The sequence below is a fragment of the Microbacterium sp. NPDC003461 genome, from assembly GCF_053588335.1.
Window position 1 is genome coordinate 48,160 of the sequence record NZ_JBSFPT010000009.1, and the last position, 22,130, is coordinate 70,289.

Annotated in this window: 25 protein-coding genes and 1 pseudogene; 16 read left to right on the plus strand and 10 right to left on the minus strand. The window is 71.5% G+C overall.

Translation table 11 applies throughout. The annotated features are described in order from the left end of the window. Nucleotides 1-26 precede the first annotated feature (26 nt). The 9 genes from ACWDR7_RS05720 (at nucleotide 27) to ACWDR7_RS05760 (ending at nucleotide 7,767) form a co-directional block, all read left to right on the plus strand. Entirely contained in the window at nucleotides 27-410 is a 384-nt protein-coding gene (locus ACWDR7_RS05720) for a FliO/MopB family protein (protein ID WP_449853966.1), read from the plus strand. Then, complete coding sequence (fliP, locus tag ACWDR7_RS05725; RefSeq protein ID WP_449853967.1) at nucleotides 407-1,072, plus strand: flagellar type III secretion system pore protein FliP; 666 nt, start codon at nucleotides 407-409, stop codon at nucleotides 1,070-1,072. The genes ACWDR7_RS05720 and fliP overlap by 4 nt, the downstream gene beginning before the upstream one ends. Further along, nucleotides 1,069-1,344 (plus strand): flagellar biosynthesis protein FliQ, encoded by a 276-nt coding sequence (gene fliQ / locus ACWDR7_RS05730; protein WP_449853968.1) that lies wholly within the window; start codon nucleotides 1,069-1,071, stop codon nucleotides 1,342-1,344. The genes fliP and fliQ overlap by 4 nt, the downstream gene beginning before the upstream one ends. A gap of 1 nt (nucleotide 1,345) precedes the next feature. Further along, nucleotides 1,346-2,107 (plus strand): flagellar biosynthetic protein FliR, encoded by a 762-nt coding sequence (locus ACWDR7_RS05735; RefSeq protein WP_449853969.1) that lies wholly within the window; start codon nucleotides 1,346-1,348, stop codon nucleotides 2,105-2,107. After that, nucleotides 2,104-3,207 (plus strand): EscU/YscU/HrcU family type III secretion system export apparatus switch protein, encoded by a 1,104-nt coding sequence (locus ACWDR7_RS05740; RefSeq protein ID WP_449853970.1) that lies wholly within the window; start codon nucleotides 2,104-2,106, stop codon nucleotides 3,205-3,207. The genes ACWDR7_RS05735 and ACWDR7_RS05740 overlap by 4 nt, the downstream gene beginning before the upstream one ends. Next, nucleotides 3,204-5,243: a flagellar biosynthesis protein FlhA gene (locus ACWDR7_RS05745; protein ID WP_449853971.1), complete on the plus strand. Its 2,040-nt coding sequence runs from the start codon at nucleotides 3,204-3,206 to the stop codon at nucleotides 5,241-5,243. Before ACWDR7_RS05740 ends, ACWDR7_RS05745 begins: the two co-directional genes overlap by 4 nt. Before the next feature lie 49 nt (nucleotides 5,244-5,292). Further along, nucleotides 5,293-5,526 carry a carbon storage regulator CsrA gene (csrA, locus tag ACWDR7_RS05750; protein WP_449853972.1) on the plus strand — a complete coding sequence of 78 codons (234 nt, stop codon included), beginning with the start codon at nucleotides 5,293-5,295 and terminating at the stop codon, nucleotides 5,524-5,526. A gap of 112 nt (nucleotides 5,527-5,638) precedes the next feature. Then, nucleotides 5,639-6,040 carry a hypothetical protein gene (locus ACWDR7_RS05755; protein ID WP_449853973.1) on the plus strand — a complete coding sequence of 134 codons (402 nt, stop codon included), beginning with the start codon at nucleotides 5,639-5,641 and terminating at the stop codon, nucleotides 6,038-6,040. A gap of 203 nt (nucleotides 6,041-6,243) precedes the next feature. Then, the gene (locus ACWDR7_RS05760) at nucleotides 6,244-7,767 is read left to right on the plus strand and encodes a DUF222 domain-containing protein (protein ID WP_449853974.1); all 1,524 of its coding nucleotides are present in this window, start codon (nucleotides 6,244-6,246) and stop codon (nucleotides 7,765-7,767) included. 27 nt (nucleotides 7,768-7,794) lie between these two features. On the opposite strand, the gene ACWDR7_RS05765 is transcribed toward ACWDR7_RS05760, so the two are convergent. The 4 genes from ACWDR7_RS05765 to ACWDR7_RS05780 all read right to left on the minus strand — a co-directional run bounded on the left by ACWDR7_RS05765 (nucleotide 7,795) and on the right by ACWDR7_RS05780 (nucleotide 10,419). Then, nucleotides 7,795-9,042 (minus strand): DUF3500 domain-containing protein, encoded by a 1,248-nt coding sequence (locus ACWDR7_RS05765; protein ID WP_449853975.1) that lies wholly within the window; start codon nucleotides 9,040-9,042, stop codon nucleotides 7,795-7,797. A 45-nt stretch (nucleotides 9,043-9,087) separates the two neighbouring features. After that, nucleotides 9,088-9,516 carry a DUF2809 domain-containing protein gene (locus tag ACWDR7_RS05770; protein ID WP_449853976.1) on the minus strand — a complete coding sequence of 143 codons (429 nt, stop codon included), beginning with the start codon at nucleotides 9,514-9,516 and terminating at the stop codon, nucleotides 9,088-9,090. Next, complete coding sequence (locus tag ACWDR7_RS05775; protein WP_449853977.1) at nucleotides 9,513-10,082, minus strand: mismatch-specific DNA-glycosylase; 570 nt, start codon at nucleotides 10,080-10,082, stop codon at nucleotides 9,513-9,515. Before ACWDR7_RS05775 ends, ACWDR7_RS05770 begins: the two co-directional genes overlap by 4 nt. A gap of 109 nt (nucleotides 10,083-10,191) precedes the next feature. Next, the gene (locus ACWDR7_RS05780) at nucleotides 10,192-10,419 is read right to left on the minus strand and encodes a hypothetical protein (protein WP_449853978.1); all 228 of its coding nucleotides are present in this window, start codon (nucleotides 10,417-10,419) and stop codon (nucleotides 10,192-10,194) included. A gap of 151 nt (nucleotides 10,420-10,570) precedes the next feature. Between ACWDR7_RS05780 and ACWDR7_RS05785 the strand changes: the two genes are divergently transcribed. Continuing rightward, entirely contained in the window at nucleotides 10,571-10,993 is a 423-nt protein-coding gene (locus ACWDR7_RS05785; protein WP_449853979.1) for an organic hydroperoxide resistance protein, read from the plus strand. A gap of 8 nt (nucleotides 10,994-11,001) precedes the next feature. On the opposite strand, the gene ACWDR7_RS05790 is transcribed toward ACWDR7_RS05785, so the two are convergent. After that, complete coding sequence (locus tag ACWDR7_RS05790; RefSeq protein ID WP_449853980.1) at nucleotides 11,002-11,862, minus strand: Rieske 2Fe-2S domain-containing protein; 861 nt, start codon at nucleotides 11,860-11,862, stop codon at nucleotides 11,002-11,004. A gap of 14 nt (nucleotides 11,863-11,876) precedes the next feature. Beyond that, nucleotides 11,877-13,244: an APC family permease gene (locus ACWDR7_RS05795; RefSeq protein ID WP_449853981.1), complete on the minus strand. Its 1,368-nt coding sequence runs from the start codon at nucleotides 13,242-13,244 to the stop codon at nucleotides 11,877-11,879. A gap of 378 nt (nucleotides 13,245-13,622) precedes the next feature. Here ACWDR7_RS05795 and ACWDR7_RS05800 point away from each other — a divergent pair, with 378 nt between their 5' ends. Further along, nucleotides 13,623-14,411 (plus strand): amidase domain-containing protein, encoded by a 789-nt coding sequence (locus ACWDR7_RS05800; RefSeq protein ID WP_449853982.1) that lies wholly within the window; start codon nucleotides 13,623-13,625, stop codon nucleotides 14,409-14,411. 17 nt (nucleotides 14,412-14,428) lie between these two features. Here ACWDR7_RS05800 and ACWDR7_RS05805 read toward each other — a convergent pair whose 3' ends face one another. Further along, nucleotides 14,429-15,328 (minus strand): LysR family transcriptional regulator, encoded by a 900-nt coding sequence (locus ACWDR7_RS05805; protein WP_449853983.1) that lies wholly within the window; start codon nucleotides 15,326-15,328, stop codon nucleotides 14,429-14,431. A 24-nt stretch (nucleotides 15,329-15,352) separates the two neighbouring features. Then, a complete protein-coding gene (locus ACWDR7_RS05810) occupies nucleotides 15,353-16,027 on the minus strand; it encodes an SDR family NAD(P)-dependent oxidoreductase (protein WP_449853984.1) in 675 nt (224 codons plus the stop codon). Nucleotides 16,028-16,179: 152 nt separating this feature from the next. Here ACWDR7_RS05810 and ACWDR7_RS05815 point away from each other — a divergent pair, with 152 nt between their 5' ends. From ACWDR7_RS05815 to ACWDR7_RS05830, 4 genes are all read left to right on the plus strand, one after another. After that, nucleotides 16,180-17,016 (plus strand): aldo/keto reductase, encoded by an 837-nt coding sequence (locus tag ACWDR7_RS05815; protein WP_449853985.1) that lies wholly within the window; start codon nucleotides 16,180-16,182, stop codon nucleotides 17,014-17,016. Nucleotides 17,017-17,089: 73 nt separating this feature from the next. After that, nucleotides 17,090-18,043 carry a LysR family transcriptional regulator gene (locus ACWDR7_RS05820; RefSeq protein WP_449853986.1) on the plus strand — a complete coding sequence of 318 codons (954 nt, stop codon included), beginning with the start codon at nucleotides 17,090-17,092 and terminating at the stop codon, nucleotides 18,041-18,043. A gap of 122 nt (nucleotides 18,044-18,165) precedes the next feature. Further along, the gene (locus ACWDR7_RS05825) at nucleotides 18,166-19,149 is read left to right on the plus strand and encodes a putative oxygenase MesX (RefSeq protein ID WP_449853987.1); all 984 of its coding nucleotides are present in this window, start codon (nucleotides 18,166-18,168) and stop codon (nucleotides 19,147-19,149) included. Nucleotides 19,150-19,174: 25 nt separating this feature from the next. Then, nucleotides 19,175-20,215 (plus strand): methionine synthase, encoded by a 1,041-nt coding sequence (locus ACWDR7_RS05830; protein WP_449853988.1) that lies wholly within the window; start codon nucleotides 19,175-19,177, stop codon nucleotides 20,213-20,215. A gap of 93 nt (nucleotides 20,216-20,308) precedes the next feature. Here the strand turns inward: ACWDR7_RS05830 and ACWDR7_RS05835 are convergent, their stop codons facing one another. After that, on the minus strand, nucleotides 20,309-21,163 hold the full coding sequence (locus ACWDR7_RS05835; RefSeq protein WP_449853989.1) for an SDR family oxidoreductase: 855 nt from the start codon (nucleotides 21,161-21,163) through the stop codon (nucleotides 20,309-20,311). 77 nt (nucleotides 21,164-21,240) lie between these two features. On the opposite strand from ACWDR7_RS05835, the pseudogene ACWDR7_RS05840 reads away from it, so the two are divergent. Next, a pseudogene (locus ACWDR7_RS05840) lies at nucleotides 21,241-21,414 on the plus strand (winged helix-turn-helix transcriptional regulator); the annotation flags it as partial. A gap of 84 nt (nucleotides 21,415-21,498) precedes the next feature. Here the strand turns inward: ACWDR7_RS05840 and ACWDR7_RS05845 are convergent. After that, a complete protein-coding gene (locus ACWDR7_RS05845; protein WP_449853990.1) occupies nucleotides 21,499-22,116 on the minus strand; it encodes a TetR/AcrR family transcriptional regulator in 618 nt (205 codons plus the stop codon). Nucleotides 22,117-22,130: the final 14 nt, after the last annotated feature.

A 22,130-nucleotide genomic window follows, 5' to 3' on the forward strand; every position in this document is an offset into this window, starting at 1 on the left:
TGCGCGTCGCGGTCTCGCTCGCGGCGGTGCTCGGCGCGCTCTGGTACCTGCAGCGCCGCTTCACCCGCGGCGCGAAGGTGCCGCGCGACATCGCGGTGGTGTCGCGGCAGTCCCTGGGCGGCAAGGCACAGCTCGTGGTGGTCGACGTCGAGGGCACGCGCTACGTGCTGGGCGTCACCGAGCAGGGCGTGAACGTGGTCGACCGCATCCGCTCGCCCCATCAGATCACCGCGCCCGCGGACCCCGAGCCCGGGTTCGACGCGGATGCGGTGGAGCCGGCCGCCGCGCTGCCGGACGACGTGCCGCTGCGGCGCGACCGCTCCCGCCGCCGGCCCGATCCGCTGAGCGGATCGATCCTCTCCCCCGCGACCTGGAGGCAGACCGCCGAGGCGCTGCGCCGCACGCGATGAACATCGACATCTACGGCGTCAACGGCGAGCCGTCGTCGTCGATCCTGACGCTGCTCGGCATCACGCTGCTGTCGGTGGCGCCGGCGCTGCTGCTGATGATGACGTCGTTCACGAAGATCTTCGTCGTCCTCGCCCTCGCGCGGAACGCGCTGTCGCTGCCGTCGATCCCGCCGAACCAGGTGCTCGCCGGGCTGTCGCTGTTCCTGTCGATCTTCATCATGTGGCCGGTGCTCACCGACATCAACGAGATCGCCGTGCAGCCCTTCGTCGACGGCGCGATGACGTTCCAGCAGGCCTTCGACGTCGGCCAGGGCCCGCTGCGCGACTGGATGCTCGCGTACACGCGCGAGGAGGACCTCGCGCTCATGACCCGCGCCGCGGATCAGCCCAATCCGGACGATCCGGGCAGCGTGCCGCTGTACACGCTCATCCCGGCGTTCATGATCTCCGAGCTGCGGGCGGCGTTCATCATCGGCTTCGTCATCTTCGTGCCGTTCCTCATCATCGACCTCGTCGTCGCGTCGGCGCTCATGGCGATGGGCATGATGATGCTCCCGCCGGTCATGATCTCGCTGCCGTTCAAGATCCTGCTGTTCATCCTCGTCGACGGCTGGGGTCTCATCATCCGGTCGCTGCTCGACTCGTACGGGGGCGTGGGATGACCCCGGAGGCGGTGCTCGACATCGGGATGCAGGGCCTGATCCTCGCGACCAAGCTCGCCGCGCCCCTGCTCGTCACGGCGCTCGTGGTGGGCTTCGCGATCTCGCTGCTGCAGTCGATCACGCAGGTGCAGGAGGTGACGCTGTCGTTCGTGCCGAAGGCCGTCGCCGTCGCGATCGCGCTGCTCGTGTGCGGCAACTGGATGATCGCCGAGGCCATCGCCTTCACGAACGAGATGTTCGGGCGCCTCCCCTCTCTCCTCTCGGGCGGCTGACGTGAACATCCCGGTGGACTTCGTGTGGCTGGAGGCGACGATGATGGCCGCCGTGCGCATCACGGCGTTCCTGTTCATCGCCCCGCCGTTCTCGCACGGCGCGATCCCCGCCCGCATCAAGGCGATGCTGGGGATCGGGCTGTCGCTGGCCGTCGGCGCCACGGTCGCGCCGGGCTACGAGAGCCTCGCCACGGCGCCGTTCCTCGGGGCCCTCGTGCTGCAGCTGCTCACCGGGGCGCTGCTCGGCTTCCTCGTGCTGGCCGTCTTCTCGGCGGTGCAGGCGGCGGGAAGCCTCATCGACGTGTTCGGCGGCTTCCAGCTCGCCCAGGCGTTCGACCCGCAGTCCATGGTCAACGGTGCGCAGTTCACGCGCCTGTTCCAGATGACCGCGATCGTGCTGCTGTTCGCCTCGGACGGCTACCAGCTCATCATCGCCGGGCTCGCGCGCAGCTTCGACGCCGTGCCCGTCGACGGCGTCTTCGACATCTCGGGCCCCGCCGAGCTGCTCACCGGGGTCGTCGGGCAGCTCATGCTCGCCTCGGTCCAGATCGCCGGCCCGCTCGTGCTGGTGCTGTTCCTGGCCGACGTGGGCCTGGGCCTCATCACGCGCGTCGCCCCGGCGCTCAACGCGTTCGCGCTCGGCTTCCCGCTCAAGATCATGCTGACGCTCGTACTCGCCGGCATCGTCGTGCTGACGCTGCCCGGCATCGTCGACGCGCTGGCCCGCCAGGCCCTGGGACTGATGCGGGGGGTGACCCCGTGAGCCAGTCCGACAGCGGCGAGCGCACCGAGAAGGCCACCGAGCGGCGGCTGCGCGAGGCGCGGCGCAAGGGCCGCATCTCGCGCAGCCAGGACCTCACCGCCTGGGTGGGGATCGCCGCGGCCGGCGCGCTCATGTCCACCGCCGTCGCCGACGGCGCGCAGGCCGGCACCGCCCAGTTCCTCGCCGTCGGGTCGATCACGCGCGACCCGGATCCGCAGCGGGCGGTGGCCATCCTCGGCGACGCGCTGGGCTCGATGGGCGCCACCCTCGGACCGTTCCTGGCCGCCGTGATGATCGCGACGGTGATCGCCGCCGCGGCGCAGGGCGGCGTCCACCTGCGGGGCGTGCCGATGCGCGTCGAGCAGTTCAACATCGTCACGGGCCTGCGCCGCGTCTTCGGCATGCAGGCGCTGTGGGAGGGCGCCAAGGCGCTGCTCAAGACGGCCGCGATCGGCGGGGCGCTGTGGCTCGTCATCGCGAGCCTCGTGCCCATGCTCGCCGCCAGCGGCGGCAGCTCGGTGAGCCGCCTCATCTCCGAGGCCGCCGGGGCCGCCGCCGCGGTGCTCTGGGTCGCCGTCGCCGTGGGCGTCGCGCTCGCGATCGTCGACGTCATGGTCGTGATGCGCCGCAACACCAAGCACACGCGCATGACCAAGCGCGAGGCGCGCGACGAGAACAAGAACTCCGAGGGCGACCCCCTCATCCGCCAGCAGCGCCGCTCGCGCCAGCTGGCGATGAGCCGCAACCGCATGATCGCGGCGGTCGGCGGCAGCGACGTCGTGCTCGTCAACCCCACGCACGTGGCGGTCGCCCTCTCGTACGAGCCCGGCCGCTCCGCCCCCCGCGTCGTCGCGAAGGGCGCGGGCATCATCGCCGAGCGCATCCGCGAGCGCGCGGCCGAGGCCGGCGTGCCCATGGTCCGCGACATCCCCCTCGCCCGCGCCATCCACGCCGCGTGCGAGCTGGGCCAGGAGATCCCGGCCGAGCTCTACACGGCCGTCGCCCGCGTGCTCGTCTTCGTCGCCGCGCTCAAGCGCCGCGGCTCGGCGCGCGGCGTGCACACCATGCCCGATCCATCCACCGCAGGGAGACCCGCATGAGAACCGTCCTGAAGAGCCTGGCCGTGCCGATCGGCGTGGTCGGGATCATCATGCTGCTCGTGGTGCCGGTGCCGCCGCCGCTGCTGGACCTGCTGATCATCCTGAACATCATGTTCGCGCTCGTCATCCTGCTCACGACGATGTTCGCCAAGAAGCCGCTCGACTTCTCGGTGTTCCCCTCGCTGCTGCTCGTCGCCACGCTGTTCCGGCTCGGGCTCAACGTCGCCTCGACGCGCCTCGTGCTCGGCGAGGCGTACGCCGGCGAGGTGATCCACGCCTTCGGAGACATCGCGGTGGGCGGATCGCTCATCATCGGCGCCGTCGTGTTCCTCATCCTCGTCGTCATCCAGTTCGTCGTGGTGACGAAGGGCGCCGAGCGCGTCGCGGAGGTCGGCGCGCGCTTCACCCTCGACGCCATGCCGGGCAAGCAGATGGCGATCGACGCCGACCTCAACGCGGGACTCATCACCGACACCGAGGCGCGGGCGCGGCGCGCCGAGGTGGCGGCCGAGGCCGACTTCTACGGCGCGATGGACGGCGCGTCGAAGTTCGTCAAGGGCGACGCGATCGCGGGCCTCGTGATCATCATCATCAACTTCGTCGGCGGGCTCGCGATCGGCATGGTCCAGCACGGCATGGCGATCGACGAGGCGCTGGGCACCTACAGCCTGCTGACGATCGGCGACGGCCTCGTGACGCAGATCCCCGCCCTGCTCATGGCCGTCTCGACGGGCATGATCGTCACGCGCGCCAACACCGAGCACGAGATGGGCCAGGCCGCGTCGGCCCAGCTCATGCAGTCGCGCATCGCGCTGAGCATCGCGGGCGCGGCGGCCATCGTCATGTCGCTCATCCCCGGCATGCCGATGCTGCCGTTCATCGCGATCGGTGCGGCGCTGCTGCTGGCGGCCCAGCGGATCAAGGCGGCCGAGGCGCGCCGCGAGGCGCAGGAGACCGAGGTCGCGCCGAGCAAGCCGTCCGACCGGCCGGAGGACCTCATGGAGCGCATGCGGGTGCACGCGCTCGAGATCCTGCTCGCGCCCAACCTCGTCGACCTCGTCACGGGCGGGCCGGACGACCTGCTGGCGCGCGTGAAGGCGCTGCGCCAGCGCATCGCGCTGGAGCTGGGCTTCCTCGTGCCGCCCGTGCGCACGCGCGACAGCATCGACCTGCCGTCTTCCACCTACGTCATCCGGATCGCCGGGGTCGAGGCCGGCCGCGGCGTCGCGCCGCCGGCGTCGGTGCTGGCGCTCGGCGGGGCGCTCGAGACGCTGCCCGGCGCGACGACGCTCGACCCGGTCTTCGGGCTGGAGGGCAAGTGGATCCCGCTCGAGATGCGCCACAGCGCCGAGCTGGCCGGCGCGACGGTGATCGACCGGGCGAGCGTGATCGTCACGCACCTGTCCGACATCGTGCAGGCGGGCGCGGCGCGCCTGCTCAGCCGCGAGGACGTGCGCCAGCTCACCGACGGCCTGCGCCAGGTGAGCCCGGCGGCCGTCGAGGAGCTGACGCCGTCGCTGCTCTCGCTCGCCGAGATCCAGCGCGTGCTCACCGGACTGCTCGCCGAGCGTGTGCCGATCAACGACCTCGCGCGCATCTACGAGGCCCTCGCGCTGCGGGCCAAGGTGTCGACCGATCCCGAGGGCCTCATCGAGGCCGCCCGCGCCGCGCTCGGCCCGGCGATCGCCGCGCGCTTCGCGCAGGACGGCCGGCTGCGGGTGATCATGATCGCGCCGCTGCTGGAGCAGGCGATGCTCGAGGGCATGCGCTCGGGAGAGGACGGCACGCACATCGTGCTCGACCCGGCCCGGATCGAGCAGATCGTGCAATCCGTCAAGGACGCCACGGCCGGCATCGACCCGTCGCTCGGCGAGCCCGTGCTCGTGTGCGCGCCGACCCTGCGGCCCGCCGTGCGCCGCCTCGTGTCGGCGCAGGCCGACGGCATCCCCGTGCTGTCGTACAACGAGGCGACCGCGGGCGGCATGACGATCGAGACGGTCGGCGTCGTGCGCGACGCGCAGTCGCTGGCCGCGTGATCCCGCCGCCCCTGACCGATCGGCCCCTCCCGGCCGATAGTCTGGGGCGATGCTGGTGTTGACGAGGCGGATCGGCGAGAGCCTGCTGATCGGCGACGACGTCGAGGTCACGGTGCTCGACGTCAAGGGCGACAGCATCCGCATCGGCATCCGCGCCCCGCGCTCCACCCGCATCCAGCGCTCCGAGATCGTCGACGCCGTGCGCGCCGAGAACGCCGAGGCCGCCCACGCGGGGGACGACGCCGAGAAGGCCCTGCGCGACGCCCTCTCCGGCCACCCCTGACCCGCTCTTCTTCCGCGAGACAGCAACTGTGCGCCGAGACAGCGGCGTCTGCACGCTGTCTCGGCGCGGGGTTGCTGTCTCACTGGGCGTGAGGGCCGGTACGCTCGGCAGGATGAGTGTCGTGCCCGCGTCCTGGATCCCGCACCGCCGCGCGAGCGACCGCGAGTTGCTCGGGTGGATCCGGCCGGAGGGCGAGGGGTTCGTCGCGGTGTCGCTCTTCGGCGCCGACGTGTCGGGGCCGCTCGACTGGGTCGCGGCAGAGGAGGAGCTGGAGGCCGTCGGGCTCTCGTGGCTGGCCGACGTGTGGGAGCTCGAGCTCGACGGCCGCGCCGTCCGGGTGCGGATCGTCGAGGTCTCGCCCGGCGAGAGCGCCGCGCGGCCCGGCCGCGTGCTCGTCAAGACCGACGACTTCGGCGCGATCGACGTGCCCTACGAGCTGCACGAGCTGCCGTGGCCGCCCCCGCCCGCGCTGCGCCCGGCCCGCCCGGGCACGACAACCTCCCCCTGGGGCTGACGCTGTCCCCGTTCGTCGACCGAGCGAAGCGAGCGGAGACGAGGTCGGTGCCTGATGGGTGTCGAACGGATCGGTTGCTGAACGGAGCGGCCGGAGGCCGCGGAGATGAAGCGACCACCGCAACGTCATCATGTGCGAATCAGCACCTGCCAATCCTGTGGATAACTTCGGCGAGTGTCGGAGGTTGGTTCTAGTGTCGAGTCATGGAAACCACTCCTCCGCTCGAGTCCCGGGACCGCGACACACGCGCCGTGGTCGCGGATGCGCAGGCGCTGCTGGCGGGCGTGCGGTCCCGGGTGGAGGGCGCGTCGGATGCGGATCTGGTGGCCTTGGCCGGGGAGGTCGAGGGCCTGGGTCGTGTGGTGGATGCGCTGCGGGTGCGTGTGGCCGGTGAGGTCGATGCCCGCTCGGACCGTTCCGGCGACGACCGCCTCTCCGCCCGGTTCGGATGCCGTTCCGCGGTCGAACTGCTCGAGCGGGCCACGGGAGCGTCGCCGGGGGCCGTGAACCACCGGATCCGTCTCGACTCCCACACCCGCCCACGCCTGTCGCTGCTGGGTGAGACGCTGCCGGCCCCGTTCCCGGTGGTGGCGGATGCTCTCCGTGACGGGGTGCTGGGGGTGGAGGCGGCCCGGGTGATCACCGACTCCCTCCACCGGGTGCGGCGGCACGGCACGGCGCTCGCGGAGCATGTGGCGGTGGCGGAGCAGCAGCTGGTCGCCAGCGCCACCGGCCGCCCCACCGAGGAGGATCTCCCCGACGGTGAGGCCCCGGTGCCGGTGACGTTCGCACTGCTGCGGGTCCAGGCCGACGCGTGGGCGGCATGGTTGGACCCGGACGGTGCCGAACCCGACGCCGAACGCGCGTCCCGGAACAGGTCCCTCACCCTCGGCACCCCCAGGAACGGGCTGGTCCCGATCCGGGGTGAGCTGATGCCCGAGACCGCCGCCGGGCTGCAGCGGATGTTCGACGCGTACCTGAACCCCGCCGTCGACTTCACCCCCACCGGGTCACTCGGAGACGGTCTCGGCACCGACCCGGAAACCCGCGGCCCCGACGACCCCTGGAGTCGGGATGAGATCGTCCACGACCCGCGCACGGCCACGCAGAAGCGTCACGACGTCCTCACCGCCGTCATCCACACCGCCGCAAAAGACCCCGACGCTCCGACGCTCGGAGGTGCCGCCCCGACGCTGCTCGTCACGATCACCGATGACGCGCTCGCCCCCGGCGGCACCGCCCAGCTCGAGGGCACCGACCTGCCGGTCCCCGCGTCGGTGGCGCACCGGATCGCGTGTACGGGGGCGGTGCAGAAGGTGTTCCTCAACCCGGAGGGGCGGATCATCCGCCTCGGCAGCCCGGAGCGGGTGTTCAACGCGCATCAGCGTCGGGCGATCACCGCCCGAGACGGCGGGTGCATCATCCCCGGCTGCAGCATCCCGGCCGCGTGGTGCGAGATCCACCACGTCGAAGAGCACTCGAAGGGCGGCGCGACCCATACCGATAACGGGGTGCTCCTGTGCTGGTGGCACCACCACAACCTCGACCGGTCGGGCTGGCGCATCCGCATGCGAAACGGCCTGCCCGAAGTCAGCGCCCCGGCCTGGATCGACCGACACCGCACCTACCGACCCGCACGACCGCCCCACCGCACCGCCCGCACCCCGGCACGGGCACGGGCACGAACACGACAGCGCGGCCCGACACGACGACCCGACCCCGCCTGACCTACCGCCGGCGGCCAGCGGCTGCGTTCACGGCCGTCCGCCTCCCGGCCCGCCGGCCATGCCGGTCGATTCCTGCTGCTCGACGCTGTTCGCGTAGTCGTTCGTCGGGTCGCGGTAGATCGTGTGCACGTGCCCCCAGCCGGAGGTCGTCACGCCGTCCACGTCAGCGCCGGCGGATCCCTGCTGGCCCGCGAAGCCGATGTACACATTCGGGCCGGAGATGAGGAAGCCGATGCCGTTGCCCTGCGTCATGTCGTACACCGTCGCGCCCGACCAGCTGACGTAGGTCTCGTCGAGCGTCTCCTCGATCTCGGCGAGCGCGGCGGCCGTCGTCTCGTCGTCCGCCATGCCCGCCCAGTTCGCGATGACGTCGAGCAGCAGCTGCTTCTGCTCGTCGGTCAGGTCCGATCCGCGCAGCCCGACCCCCGTGTCGTAGTCGCACGTGCCGCCGGGCTGGCAGGAGAACTCCTGCACCTGCTCTCCCTGGTACAGCGCGTCGATCTGCGCGGCATCGAGGCTGTCGTAGAAGGCGAATGCCGTCTCGTAGATCGTGGCGAACGGCTGCACCTCCTCGCCGTCCTCCCCGGTGTAGACGGCCGGCTGCACGCCGAGATGCGTGGGCGCGAACGTGATGGCGTTCTCGGCACCCTGCAGCGTCGCGTTGATGCCGAGATGATGTCCTCCGAACTGCACCTCCCACGATCTGGTGTCGGATGGATCGCCGAAGAAGGCGAGGTAGTACTGGCCGAGCGAGTCCTCGGTGGACGAGCTGTACTCGCCGAGGTACTCGTCGCCGCCCATGATTCCTGTCACCATGGCGTAGGCCTCGTCCTCGAGCAGCGCCTCGAGCACGTTCATCGCCGCCGCCCGCTGCTCGTCGGTCAGATCGGCCAGGTTGAGGCCTGCCCGCTGGACGAAGGTGACGGGGAAGTTCGTCCACGACGTCGTCTTCGTCACGTCGTCGAAGTCGTACGTCACGGTCTCGCGCTGCTCGTCGCTCAGCGTCGCGAGGAACGCGTCGGCCGCCGCTGCCGTGTCGGCGATCGTGCCTGCGGTCGTCGTCCCGTCGGCGTCGTCCGCGGTGGTCGCGCTGGCGCTGGACGGGGAGGAGGGACTCGAGGGCTCGGCGGTCGACGCGGTGCTCGAGCCGGCCGCGCAGCCCGCGAGGACGAGGCCCGCCGCCAGAAGGGACGAGAGGATCCACGCGGCACGCGGCCGGGACGCCCGCTGGGCGGGAGGAGTGTTCTGAGGGAGGAAGCTGCGGTCTTCGGTCATGAAGAAGAGCCTGCCGCCCGCATCTTTCCCCGCACTTTGGCGCCGCTATGCCTCCGATATGAACGCGCGGTCCGCCCGCCTTCGCGCCGCCGTGAGCCCCGCATCCCCCGCCAGCAGCGCCGCGACGGCCGCGACGTACACGACGAGGTCGCGCGCGTCGAACGCCGTGCCCAGCAGCAGGACGGCCGGGCGGAAGGCGGCGACCACGGCGCCCGGCAGGGCGGTGAGCTGCAGCAGCTCCACCGCCACGCACCAGGCCGCGGCGAGCGCGCCCACCGCGAGGGGCGGCAGACGGGGTGCGAGCAGCGCGACGCCGAGGTATGCCGCCGCGGCGTAGAGCGCGTCGCCGGCGATGTCGGTCGCGGCCGTGTCGGGCAGTGCGCCGTGCACGAGCAGACCGCACGCGATGACGACCGCGAGGCCGATGGCCGCGACGATGCGACGCGCCCCGCGCCGCGGCGGCGCCGCGCTCACGCGATCACCCCGGCGGCGCGCGCCGGCTCCGCATACGCCACCGCGAGCGTGGCGACGGTGTCGTGCGCGTTCAGCCCGCTGGGGTTCGGCACGACCCACAGCTCCGAGGGGCCGAGCCGCTCGGGCTGGCGCCCGGCCGCCGCGCGCGGGCGGCGGAAGCCCTGCCGGTACGCCGTGAGCCCGACGACCGCGATCACCGGTGCGCCCCACCGCCGCGCGTCGCCCTCGAGTCGCTCCGCCCCGGTCACGAGCTCCTCGCGCGTCAGCTCGTCGGCGCGGGCGGTGGCGCGATGCACGAGGTTCGAGACGCCGATCCCCGCGTCCAGGATCATCCGGCGATCCGTGTCCGCGAACCCCTCCGGCGTGATCTCGGGCGGCCGCGGCAGGATGCCCGCCGCGGCGAGCGCCGGATAGAACCGGTTGCCCGGGTGCGCGAAGTGCGCGCCGGTCGCCGCGGTCCACAGCCCCGGGTTGATGCCGACGAACACGAGGCGCGGCCGCTCGGGCATCAGATCGGGCACGGCGCGGTCGCGAGCGGCCTCGAGCTGGGCGCGGGTGAATCCCATGCCGACAGTCTGCGGGACCGAGGATCGGCGGATCCTGCGACCGCGCCGAACGTGCGCAGAACGCAGCGAGCGCGGCCGACCACCGCCGGCCGCGCTCAGGAGCTGCGCGTCACTGCGCCTCGGCCAGCCGGCGCGCGAGCATCTGCTTGCCCTGCTCGCCGGCCTTGCGGTTCTCGTGCTGGATCTTGCGGAACCAGGTGGCGAGCTCCTCGTCGCCCTCGCGCTCCGCGTCCTCGATGTACGTCTCGAGCTTCCACACGTTGTGCAGCGACGCCTCGAGCGCCCAGATCAGGTTGTAGTTCTTGTCGCGGACGGGGCTCTGCGGCTCGTCGGCCATGATGACTCCTTTCGTCGTGTGCGTTCGCCGCCACGCTAAGAGCCCTCGCGGCGTCGCACACCGGGGTGGCGCCCGCGGGCCGCTTCGCGCATACTGGCGCCCTTTCCACCGATCCGGCGCCACGTCCCCGCCGCCCGCCTAGGGTCGACGCATGGATGCTCTCTACACGACCGAAGCACTCTCGACCGGCGCGGGCCGCGACGGGCACGTCGCCGTCGCCGGGTCCGACCTCGCGTTCGACCTCGCCGTCCCGAGGGAGATGGGCGGATCGGGCGCCGGCGCCAACCCCGAGCAGCTGTTCGCCGCGGGGTACGCCGCGTGCTTCCACTCGGCGCTGCACGCCGTCGCGCGCGGCCGGAAGATCGCGATCGAGGGATCGTCGGTCGGCTCGCGCGTGTCGATCGGATCGAACGGCGAGGGCGGGTTCCAGCTCGCCGTGCAGCTGGAGGTCGTCATCCCCGAGCTCGACCACGCCACGGCGCAGGAACTCGCGGACGCCGCCCACGAGGTCTGCCCCTACTCGAACGCGACGCGCGGCAACATCGAGGTCACCGTCACCGTCTCGGACGACTGATCGCCGCGTCAGGCGGAGCGCAGCAGCACGCGCCCGCCCTCGACGCGCGCCTCCCACCGCGGCTGCGGCACGCTCGCCGGGCCGCGCTCGACCCCGCCGTCGGCCAGGCGGAAGCGGCTGCCGTGCCACGGACACGTGACGCAGCCCTCCTCGTCCACGCGTCCCTCGTCGAGCGGGCCGCCGGCGTGCGTGCACACCGCCGAGAGGGCCCGCAGCGACCCGCGGCGCCTGGTCAGCAGCACCGGCACATCACCCACCACGACCCGCCGCAGCTCACCCTCGGCGATCTCGGCCTCGGCGGCGACGTCGGTCCACTCGCCCACGCGCGACTGGAACGCCGTGCGGTTCACGCCGATGCCCCGCACGAAGGAGAGGTGGCCGCCCAGGTAGGCCGAGACCCCGGCCACGCCCACGGCGACGAGGCTCAGCCCCACGCCCACGCCGCGATGCCCGCGCCGCCGCGCGATCCACGAACCGGCCTGCAGCACCGACACGACGGCGTTCATGAGGCCGTGGACGAGGCCCACCCGCCGATCCCTGCCCGAGGTCTCCGCCCAGTCCGAGGCGCCGGCCAGCGCGGTCGGACCCGAGGCGACGAGCCCCATGCCTACGAGGCGGCGCGCCGCCGCGGCCCCCTCCTCGCCGGCCGTGAGGTCGAGCGCCGTCACCGCTCCCCATGCGCCGATGGGCAGGTCGGTGAGGATCGGGTGGAGCTGGTGACCCAGCCACGATCCGGACAGGGCGTTCTTGACGGGCGCCGGGCGCGTGGCGGCCGAGACGGACCCGCTCGCCTGCTCGGCGATCCGGTCGAGGCCCCGCGCGCGCTGGATCCGGCGCACGAGACGCTGCATGACGGTGGCGATCGACATGTCGTTCCTTCCTCTCATCGATCCGATGCGTCGGGTGCCGCACCCTCGCGTGCCCCGCGCTCCTCGCGGCGGCGACCGAACCGGGCCACGAGGAACAGGGCCGACCCGACGAGGATGTAGACCGCGGAGCCCAGCCACACGATGCCCGTCTGCTGCGTGAGCAGCACGATGCTCGCGATGATCGCGAGCAGGGGAACGATCCGCGGCACGGAGAAGTGCGGGTGCTCCACGCGGTCCTTCTTCAGCACGAGCACACTGATGTTCGCCGACACGAACACGAGCAGCAGCATGAGCACGGTCGTCGAGGCGAGCGTGGCGATGTCGCCGACCATCGTCAGCAGGAGCGTGACGCCGGCGACGGCGAGGATCGACACCCACGGCGTGCGGCGCTTCGGCAGCACGCGGCCGAACGCGCTCGGCAGCAGGTGAGCCTCGGCCAGCCCGTAGGCGACGCGGCTGGCCATGACGAGGAACAGCAGCGCGCCGTTCGCGATCGCCACGAGCGCGATGAGACTGAACAGCCATCCCGGCACCGCCACGCCGCTCGCCTCGACGACCTCGAGCAGCGGCCCGGTCGAGGTCGCGAGCTCGGCGGGCGGCACGACGATGACCGAGCCGACGGCGATGAGCAGGTACACGACCGCGGCGGTGAGCACAGCGCCGAACAGGGCCCGCGGGTACGACCTCGAGGGGCTGCGCACCTCCTCGGCCATGTTCGCGGCGGCCTCGAACCCCAGGAACGAGAAGAACGCGATGATCGACGCCGCGAAGGCACCCTGCAGGGGCGGCACGTCCGGCGCGAACTCGACCAGGCGGGCCGGGTCGCCGTCGCCGCGCCCGAACACCATCGCCGCGAGCACGATGACGATCACGAGGCCCGTCACCTCGATCACGGCCGCCACGAGGTTCGCGGTGAGCGACTCCTTCACGCCGCGCAGGTTGATGAGCGTGAGCACGACGACGAAGGCGATGGCCGTGGGCACGGGCGGCACGTCGAGCAGCGCGGAGAGGTAGTCGCCCGCGAACGCGTTGGCGAGCGCCGCCGCGCTCGTGATGCCGGACGCCATCATCAGGAAGCCGACGAGGAACGACAGGTAGGGGATCCCGAATGCGCGATCGACGTAGCGGGCCGCGCCCCCGGCGTGCGGGTACTTGGTGATCAGCTCCGCGTAGGTGCCGGCGGTGAGCAGCGCCACGACGAGCGCGATGAGCAGCGGCAACCAGATGACGCCGCCGACGTCGGTCGCCATCGTCCCGACCAGGGTGTAGATCCCCGCCCCCAGCGTGTCGCCCACGATGAACGCGTACAGCAGCGGGGTGCCGAGCACACGCTTGAGGCCGGTGGGGCGGCCTGGCAGCGCGGGTGCGGTTGCGTCGGTCATCGCCCCACTCCATCCCCCGCCCGGCGGGGACGTAAAGGGACTGGCAGAGCTGCGCGATCTGTGGCATTGCGCCCGCGGCTCGCTGATCCGCCCACGGATCCGAACGGATCGCGGAATACCGCGGATCGGTGCCGCGTGCCTCAGGCGCCACGGAGGTACTCGCCGTAGCCTCGGGGTGATGCCCGAGAACGCCTCCACGCCGTCTTCGCGCGTGCGCGCACGTCGCGCGCGACGTCGGCGGGCGCGTCGCCGCGGGGTCGTCATCCTCGGCGGCGGCACCGCCCTGCTCGTGTGGGGCGTGAGCGCCCTCGTCGGGTTGCTGACGGCGGCGAGGACGCTCCCGAGGCGCAGGCCCCGGCGCCGCAGGCGGCGAACGACGTGCAGACCGCGCAGGCGACGAGCGGCGAGGTCGCGGGCCGCGTGGCCGCGCTGAGCGCCACCTCCGGATCGCTCGTCGGCGGCGAGAGCGTCACGGTCACCGGCACGGGGCTCGAGGGCGTCACGCGCGTGACCTTCGGCACCGCGGAGGCCGAGATCGCCGAGGCGGGCGCCGACGCCGTCACGGTCGTCGTGCCTTCGGCGGTGGACTACGTCGCCGGGGAGGTGCCCGTCACGGTGCAGGAGGGCGACGTGCCGCTGGAGGGCACCGACGCGCTGCGCTACGCCTACGAGGCGCGCACGGGCGTGGACCGGCAGCTGCAGTACGCCCTCGCGCACTGGGACGACTACAACACCGCCGAATGGGGCGACTACAACCCCATCGGCGGCGATTGCATGAACTTCGTCAGCCAGACGCTCGTGGCCCGCGGCTGGGCGCAGCGCGACGACTGGTACCACGACGGCACGGCGTCCACCGAGACGTGGCGGTTCGTCCCGACCTTCGACGCCTGGATGACCGCGCACGCGCAGGAGCTGGGCGTGACGCGCCTCGAACTGGACCAGCGGGATCAGGTCAAGCTCGGCGACCTCGTCGTGTTCGACTGGGACGGCAACGGATCGCTCGACCACATCCAGCTCGTCTCCGACATCGACCGGGGCGACGACGGCACCGTGTCGATCCGCATGGCGGGCCACAACCTCGACTCCGACTACCGCGACCTCGACCGCGCGATGACCGAGGAGCACCCGGGCTCGACCGCGCACTTCTGGAGCATCCCGGGCGACTGAGCCGCCGCGCGAGCGGCCTAGCCCTGCTGCATCGCGAGATCCGCGTGCAGCTCGCCGAGGGCCGCCTGCGGCACGAACATGCTCGCGAACGCCCGCGCCGACGGCGACGGATCGGGGCAGGTGGCGAGGCGGATCTCCCATTCGGGCGCGTCGGAGAGCGGCGTGCGCACGAGGTGCTCGGCCGCCTGCTTGCCGGCGATCGACTCCGGCACGACGGCGACGCCGAACCCGCGCGTGACGAGGTCGACGAGCATGTGCACGTCGTTCGCCTCCACCATCGTGCGCCGGCTCACCCCGGCGGCGGCGAGCGCCGCGTCGAGCACGCGCCGGGCCTCCCACGCGCCGCCGAAGTCGACGGTGCGCGCGCCCTCGAGGTCGGCCAGAGTCGCAAACGGGACGGCGTCCGGCGAGAGCGCGACGAACGACTCGCGGCGCAGCAGCAGGCTGCCGGCCGGCGAGGCGGATCCCGCCGGCGCGGCCACGAGGGCGACGTCGAGACGGCCCTGGTCGAGCACGCCCGAAAGGCGCGAGCTCACGTCCTGCACGAACTCCAGGTCGGCGCGCGGGTGCTCCCGCGCGAACGAGGCGAGCAGGTCGACGATGTCGACGGCGCCGCCGAGGCACTGCTCTGCGCCGATGCGCAGCGCCGCATGCCCGGGCTCGTCACCGAGCACCGCGCGCTGCGCATCGCGCACCTGCGCGAGGATCCGCTCGGCCCAGGGCCGGAACACCGCGCCCGCCGTCGTCATCGCCGCGCAGTGGCGGCCGCGCGTGAAAAGCTGCGCACCGAGCTCGCGTTCCAGGGAGCGGATCGACACCGACAGGCCGGGCTGCGAGACGAACGAGCGCTCGGCCGCACGGGTGAAGCTGCCCTCCTCGGCGACGGCGACGAAGAACTCCAGCTGGCGAACGTCCATACGAGGAACGTTAGCCGCCGCGGATCAATACGGCTGGTTCTCCAGTTCGGTGGCGAACACGCGCAGCTCGCGGCGCTCCGCGTGCATCTGCCACAGGCGCTCCGCGAGCACCTCCGGATCCTTCTGCGCGTCGCCGGGGATGATCGCGCCCGGGATGATGAGCTGGCCGACGTAGATCGGCTCGTCCTTCAGCGCCTGGTGCAGCATCTCGATGTACGCGGTCTCGCCGGCGAACCCGATCGAGGTGCCCGCGAAGTGCTGCACCGGCTGCACCGCGCTGCCGCCGTTGACGAAGAGGAGCGATCCCGTCTTCAGCACGCGCATGCCCTGCAGCACCTGGTGCACGGCGGCCACGGGGCCGTAGATCGAGAACTCGACGGCGGCCCGGATGTCGCCGACGGTCGACTCCAGCAGCGGGCGCAGGAACTCCTTCTGCGGCAGCGGGTTGTACGAGAGCACCTCGATGAGGCCGAGGTCCTGCGTCGCCTGGTCGAGGGCGGCGACGAGGCTGTCGGTGTCGCGCACGTTCGCCGCGTAGCCCTTGGCCGTGAAGCCGTCGGCGACGAGGTCGGCCGCGAGCTGGTCGACCCGCTCCTGGTTGCGCGCGATGAGCGCGAGGCTGTAGCCCTCCCTGCCGAAGCGGCGCGCGAGCGCCTCTCCGAGGTTGCGTCCTGCTCCGATGATCGCGATCGTCGTCATATCGACCACGTTAGGCCGGATGATCCGCACCGGCGGCCGCGAGGGCGATAGCGATCCTCTATGGAAGCGCCGAAATACGCGCGCCGTGCGGCGTCGTTGTGGACCGGTGGCGGCGGGATCCCACTGCCGACACGAGACGAAGGAGAACGTCTATGACTTCCGTTCCCGAGATCCGGATCGCCGAGGGCGTCCGCATTCCGCAGCTGGGCTTCGGCGTGTACCAGGTTCCGCCCCAGTCGACCGAGGAGGCCGTGGCGACGGCCCTCGAGGTGGGCTACCGCCACATCGACACGGCGCAGATGTACGGCAACGAGCAGGGCGTCGGCGACGCGCTGAAGGCGTCGGGCCTGAGCCGCGACGAGGTCTTCGTCACGAGCAAGCTCAACAACGGCTTCCACCGCCGCGACGACGCGCTGCGCGAGGCCGAGGCCAGCGTGGAGCGCCTGGGCGGCCCGATGGACCTGTTCCTCATCCACTGGCCGCTGCCCACGATCGACGTCGACTACCTCGAGACGTGGCAGGCGATGATCGAGATCCGCGACCAGGGCCTCGCCCGCGCGATCGGCGTCTCGAACTTCCAGGTGCCGCACCTCGAGCGCATCATCGCCGAGACGGGCGTGACGCCGGCCGTCAACCAGATCGAGGTACACCCGTACCTCACGAACGAGACCGTGCGCGCCTACGGCGCGGAGCACGGGATCGCGACCGAGGCGTGGTCGCCCATCGCGCAGGGCGCCGTGCTCGGCGACCCGACGATCACGGCGATCGCCGAGCGCCTGGGCCGCACGACCGCGCAGGTCACGCTGCGCTGGCACATCCAGCGCGGCGACATCGTGTTCCCCAAGTCGGTCACCCGCTCGCGCGTCGAGGAGAACTTCCGCCTCTTCGACTTCGAGCTGACCGACGAGGACGTCCAGGCGATCTCGGCCCTGAACCGCGACCAGCGCACCGGCCCGGACCCCGACACGTTCGACTACATCCCCGCCTGAGCCGGGGATCGACCGGGGCCGCGCCCGCGTGCGACGCGGCGGCCGTGGCCCGCGGGTTGGATAGCTTGTGGCTATGGCACGTGGCGAGATCGGGACGACGAGCGGCATCACCCTGCAGCAGCTGCGGTACTTCGTCGAAGTCGCGGCGGAGGGCTCCATCACCGCGGCCGCGGAGCTGCTCTACGTCTCGCAGCCGACGATGTCGGCGTCGATGAAGGACCTCGAGCGTCGCGTCGGCCGCGCGCTGTTCACCCGATCCGTCCGGGGTGTCACCCTCACCGAGGACGGCACCGAGTTCCTCGGCTACGCACGCCAGGTCGTGGAGCAGGCCGAGCTCCTGGAGCAGCGATACCTGGGACGTCCGCCGTCGCGCCGTCTCCTCGCCGTCTCGGCGCAGCACTACTCGTTCGTCGTCGATGCGTTCGTCCGCATGGTGAAGGCGTCACCCGCCGCGGAGTACGCGTTCACGCTGCGAGAGACCCGCACCTGGGACATCATCGAGGACGTCCGGACGCTGCGCAGCGAGCTCGGCGTCCTGTATCGGAACGACTTCAACCGGAACGTCATCGACAAGCTGCTGCGCGAGTCCGGGCTCGCCTTCGCCCCGCTGTTCGTCGCGACCCCGCACATCTTCGTCGCGCGCACGAACCCGCTCGCCGCGCGCGAGCGGGTCACCCTGGAAGATCTCGAGGACGTGCCGCGCCTGACCTTCGACCAGGGTCAGAACAACTCGTTCCACTTCGCCGAGGAGATCCTCTCCACCCGGTCGGCGAAGCAGGACATCCGGGTGAGCGATCGCGCCACCATCTTCAACCTCATGATCGGCCTCGACGGCTACACGATCTCCACCGGCATCATCTCCGACGACCTTGATCCGTCGATCGTGGCGGTGCCCCTCGACGTCGACGAGCGCATCGAGATCGGCTGGATCGGCCACAGCTCCATCCCGCTCACGGGTCAGGCGGAGCGGTTCGTCGCCGAGATGCGCGATGTCGTCGCGGGCTTCGACGTCGAGCTGCTGACATAGGCAAAGGCTATGCGTCTCGGTCAAGCATCCCGATGAGGCTATGACCCCGCACCCGGCTTACAGTGGCGTCCACCGCGTGGGTCCGGCCCGCGCTCTCGCCACGAATCGAGGCACGGGATCACATGGCAACCGCATTCACCTTCCGCATCAGCACCACCCCCTTCGATGAGGATTACTCGCCGTCGTCCGGCTCCCGCGCCACGACGAACTTCGCGAACCTGGCCCGCGGCGAGGGGCGGCGGCAGAATCTCCGCAACGCGCTGCGGATGATCGACGATCGCTGCAACGACCTCGCACGGGACGGGAATCCGGCGCGCGACCGCTATGCCGTGGAGCTCGACATCGTCTCCGTGAACCTGCTCGGGGACGCCGACCGGGACGGCGTGGGGGTCCCGCTGATCGAGATGCTCGACGTGCACATCCTGGATCGGGAGACCGGCGAGCGCACGCCCGGGATCACGGGCAACAACTTCTCGTCCTACGTGCGCGACTACGACTTCGGCGTGCTGCTCCCCCGGCTCACCGCGGATGCGCCCGCGCCCGGCTTCCCGAGCGACTTCGGCGATCTGCACGGCAGGCTCTTCCGGGCCGTCGTCGACTCGGACGCGTATCGCCAGCGGTTCTCGCAGCCGCCCGTGGTCTGCATCAGCGTCTCGACCAGCAGGACGTATCACCGGCTCGGGCATCGGCACCCCGTGCTCGGCGTGGAGTACGAGCAGAGCGATTCCTCGCTGACCGATCGCTACTTCGCGAAGATGGGCCTGCAGGTCCGCTACTTCATGCCGCCCGGCTCGGTGGCGCCGCTGGCGTTCTACTTCGAGGGCGACCTGCTCCGCGACTACTCGGACCTGGCGCTGATCGGCACCATCAGCACGATGGAGGCGTTCCAGAAGATCTACCGTCCGGAGATCTACAACGCGACGACGGCCGCCGGCGAGGTGTACCGGCCGAGTCTCGACAATCCCGACTTCATGGTGACCGAGGTCGCCTACGACCGCGAGGAGCGCAGCCGGCTCGCGGCCACGCAGGGCGCGTTCGCCGAGGAGCACATCATCGCGCCCTATGGAGCGCTGCTCGACGAGTGGACGAGCAGCTATGCCCACTGATCGCACGAGACACGGAGAGTCGCCGATGAACACGCTGCTGCCCACCTCGATCGTCGGCAGCCTGCCCAAGCCCGTGTGGCTCGCGGAGCCGGAGACGCTGTGGTCGCCCTGGAGGCTCGAGGGCGTGGAACTCGCGGAGAGCACACGGGATGCGCTGCGGCTCGCGGCGGACGATCAGCTGCGCGCGGGGCTCGACATCGTCAGCGACGGCGAGCAGACGCGCCAGCACTTCGTCACCACGTTCATCGAGCACCTCAGCGGGGTCGACTTCGAGCGGCGCAAGACCGTGCGGATCCGCAACCGCTACGACGCGAGCGTGCCCACGGTCGTCGGCGCGGTGAGCCGCGAGCGGCCGGTGTTCGTCGAGGACGCGAAGGCACTCCGCGCGCTCACCGATCGACCGATCAAGTGGGCCCTTCCCGGCCCCATGACGATGATCGACACGCTGTACGACGGCCACTACGGCAGCCGCGAGGAGCTCGCGTGGGAGTTCGCGACCATCCTCAACCAGGAGGCCCGCGAGCTCGAAGCGGCGGGCGTGGACATCATCCAGTTCGACGAGCCCGCCTTCAACGTCTTCTTCGACGACGTGAAGGACTGGGGTGTGGCCGCCCTCGAGCGGGCTGTCGAGGGCCTGCGCGCCGAGACCGTGGTGCACATCTGCTACGGCTACGGCATCAAGGCGAACACCGACTGGAAGGCGACGCTCGGATCCGAGTGGCGCCAGTACAAGGAGTCCTTCCCCCTGCTGCAGCGCTCGACGATCGACACGGTGTCGCTGGAATGCCACAACTCCCGCGTGCCGGTCGAGCTCATCACGCTGCTCCGGGGGAAGAAGGTGATGGTGGGGGCGATCGACGTGGCCACCCACGCGATCGAGACGCCCGAGGAGGTGGCGGCGACGCTGCGTCGCGTGCTGCCGTTCGTCGATGCGGAGAAGCTGTTGCCCAGCACCAACTGCGGCATGGCGCCCCTGCCGCGCACGGTCGCGCGCGACAAGATGATCGCGCTCGCCGCCGGCGCCGAGATCGTCCGGGCGGAGCTGGCGGGAGCGCGGACGGTGTAGCGGCGCGCGGAAGCCGCGGCGATGGACGTCATCGCGACTCCCGCCCCGTGGGCGGGGATTGCACGCGCGTGGTGCATCCCCGCCCAGGCCGGCTCAGAGCGCCGCGCGCAGCCCCTCGACGAGGGACGTCGTCGGGCGACCCAGCAGGCGCGCGAGCGTGCCGTCGGCCTCGGCGAGCGCGCCATCGCGGATGTTGGCGTCCAGCGCCGTCACGAAGGCGACCGTGCCCGCATCGAGACCGGCCGCCTCGAGCGCGGCGGCATGCTCCTCCGAGCTGAGCGGGGTGTACCGCACCTCGCGCCCGACGATCTCCGACGCGGCGGCGGCGAGCTCGTCGAAGCCCCACGCGACGTCGCCGCTCAGCTCGTAGACCTCGCCGATGTGCCCGTCCTCGGTGAGGACGATCGCGGCGGCCTCGGCATAGTCGGCGCGCGTCGCCGAGGCCACGCGACCGTCACCCACGCTGGCGGCGATGACGCCGGTGTCCTTCGCACGCGCCACGTCGGCGACGTAGTTCTCCGTGTACCAGTTGTTGCGCAGGATCACGGCGGGCAGACCCGCGGCGGCGATCGCCTCCTCGGTCGCCTTGTGCTCCGGCGCGAGCACGAGGTCGCTCGTCGTGGCCCGGGAGGCGCTCGTGTACACGAACTTGGCGACGCCCGCCGCACGGGCGGCGTCGATGACGACCTGGTGCTGCGCGGCGCGCTTGCCGACCTCGCTGCTCGAGATGAGCAGCACGCTGTCGGCACCGTCGACGGCCGCGGCGACGGTCTCCGGCCGGTCGTAGTCGAGCGCGACCACCCGCACCCCGCGCGCCGCGAGGTCGGCGGCCTTCGCGGTGTCCCGCGCGCCCGCGCGGACGGTGGCGGGGTCGACGCCGCGGGCGAGCAGGCTGTCGACGACGAGGCGGCCGAGGTGGCCGGTGGCACCGGTGACGAGGATGGTCATGGTGAGTCCTTTCTCAGGGGTTCGCCGACGACAACGCCCCGATCGCGCGCCGCCTTCCCGCGAGCGGGTACCCACTTTCGACCCTGCGGACGCTCGCCGCCGACGGCCTCGTGCACCGGGAGTCGTTCCCGAGCGTGCCTCCCCACGTTGAGTACAGCCTGACTCCCCTCGGCCGAGACCTCATGGAGCGGATGCTGCCGCTCGTCGCCTGGGTCGCCGACCACGCCGAGGGCATGGTCGGCCGACGGTAGGTTCGACCGCGACGCCCACCCGCCGCACGCTTCTGCTCTTGATCAGGCCGATCTCACACCGCTTCTCGGACGTTCCGGTCACGCTCAGGCCACGATGTCGGGATTCGACGCGATGAGCGCTGCCTGCTCGGTCCATGACAGGCCGACGATGCTGAGCACAACTCGCGCAATAACCGACGGGTCGCTTCCTGTGGTCAGGCGAGTCTGGCGCAAGGTGGCGCGGGCTGTCTCTTCGATCAGGATGGCGAGGACTTCGGGTGAAACGTCTCTTCGGAAGGCCCCTGCTGCCATGCCGGCATCTGTGAGTTCGCGGACGCGTCGTCGGAGAGGAGCGAGTGCACGGACTGTCTCTGAGACGTGGGGTTCGCTCAGTGCGATGTTGGCGGTTGCGCGCACTGCTGAGGCTTCGCGCCAAAGACGTGCGGCGAGGCGGGCCAGAGCGACGCGCGAGTCGGTGTCGTCGGTGGTCTGGGCGATCATATTGAAGCGCTCAGCGCCGAGCGCGATGACCTCTCTCAGCAAAGTCTCGCGGTCGGCGAAGTGGCCGTAGAGAGCACGTCGTGACAGGCCTGCCGCTTGCGCGATGGTGTCGAGGGAGGCTTGGGGGTTCTCGGCGAGCACGATCTGCGCTGCGTGGAGGAGTGCTTTGCGGTTCGTCGTGGCGTCGCTTCTGCGCTCGCGAGCAGGAACCGAGTCCGACAAGGCTATGGACTCTC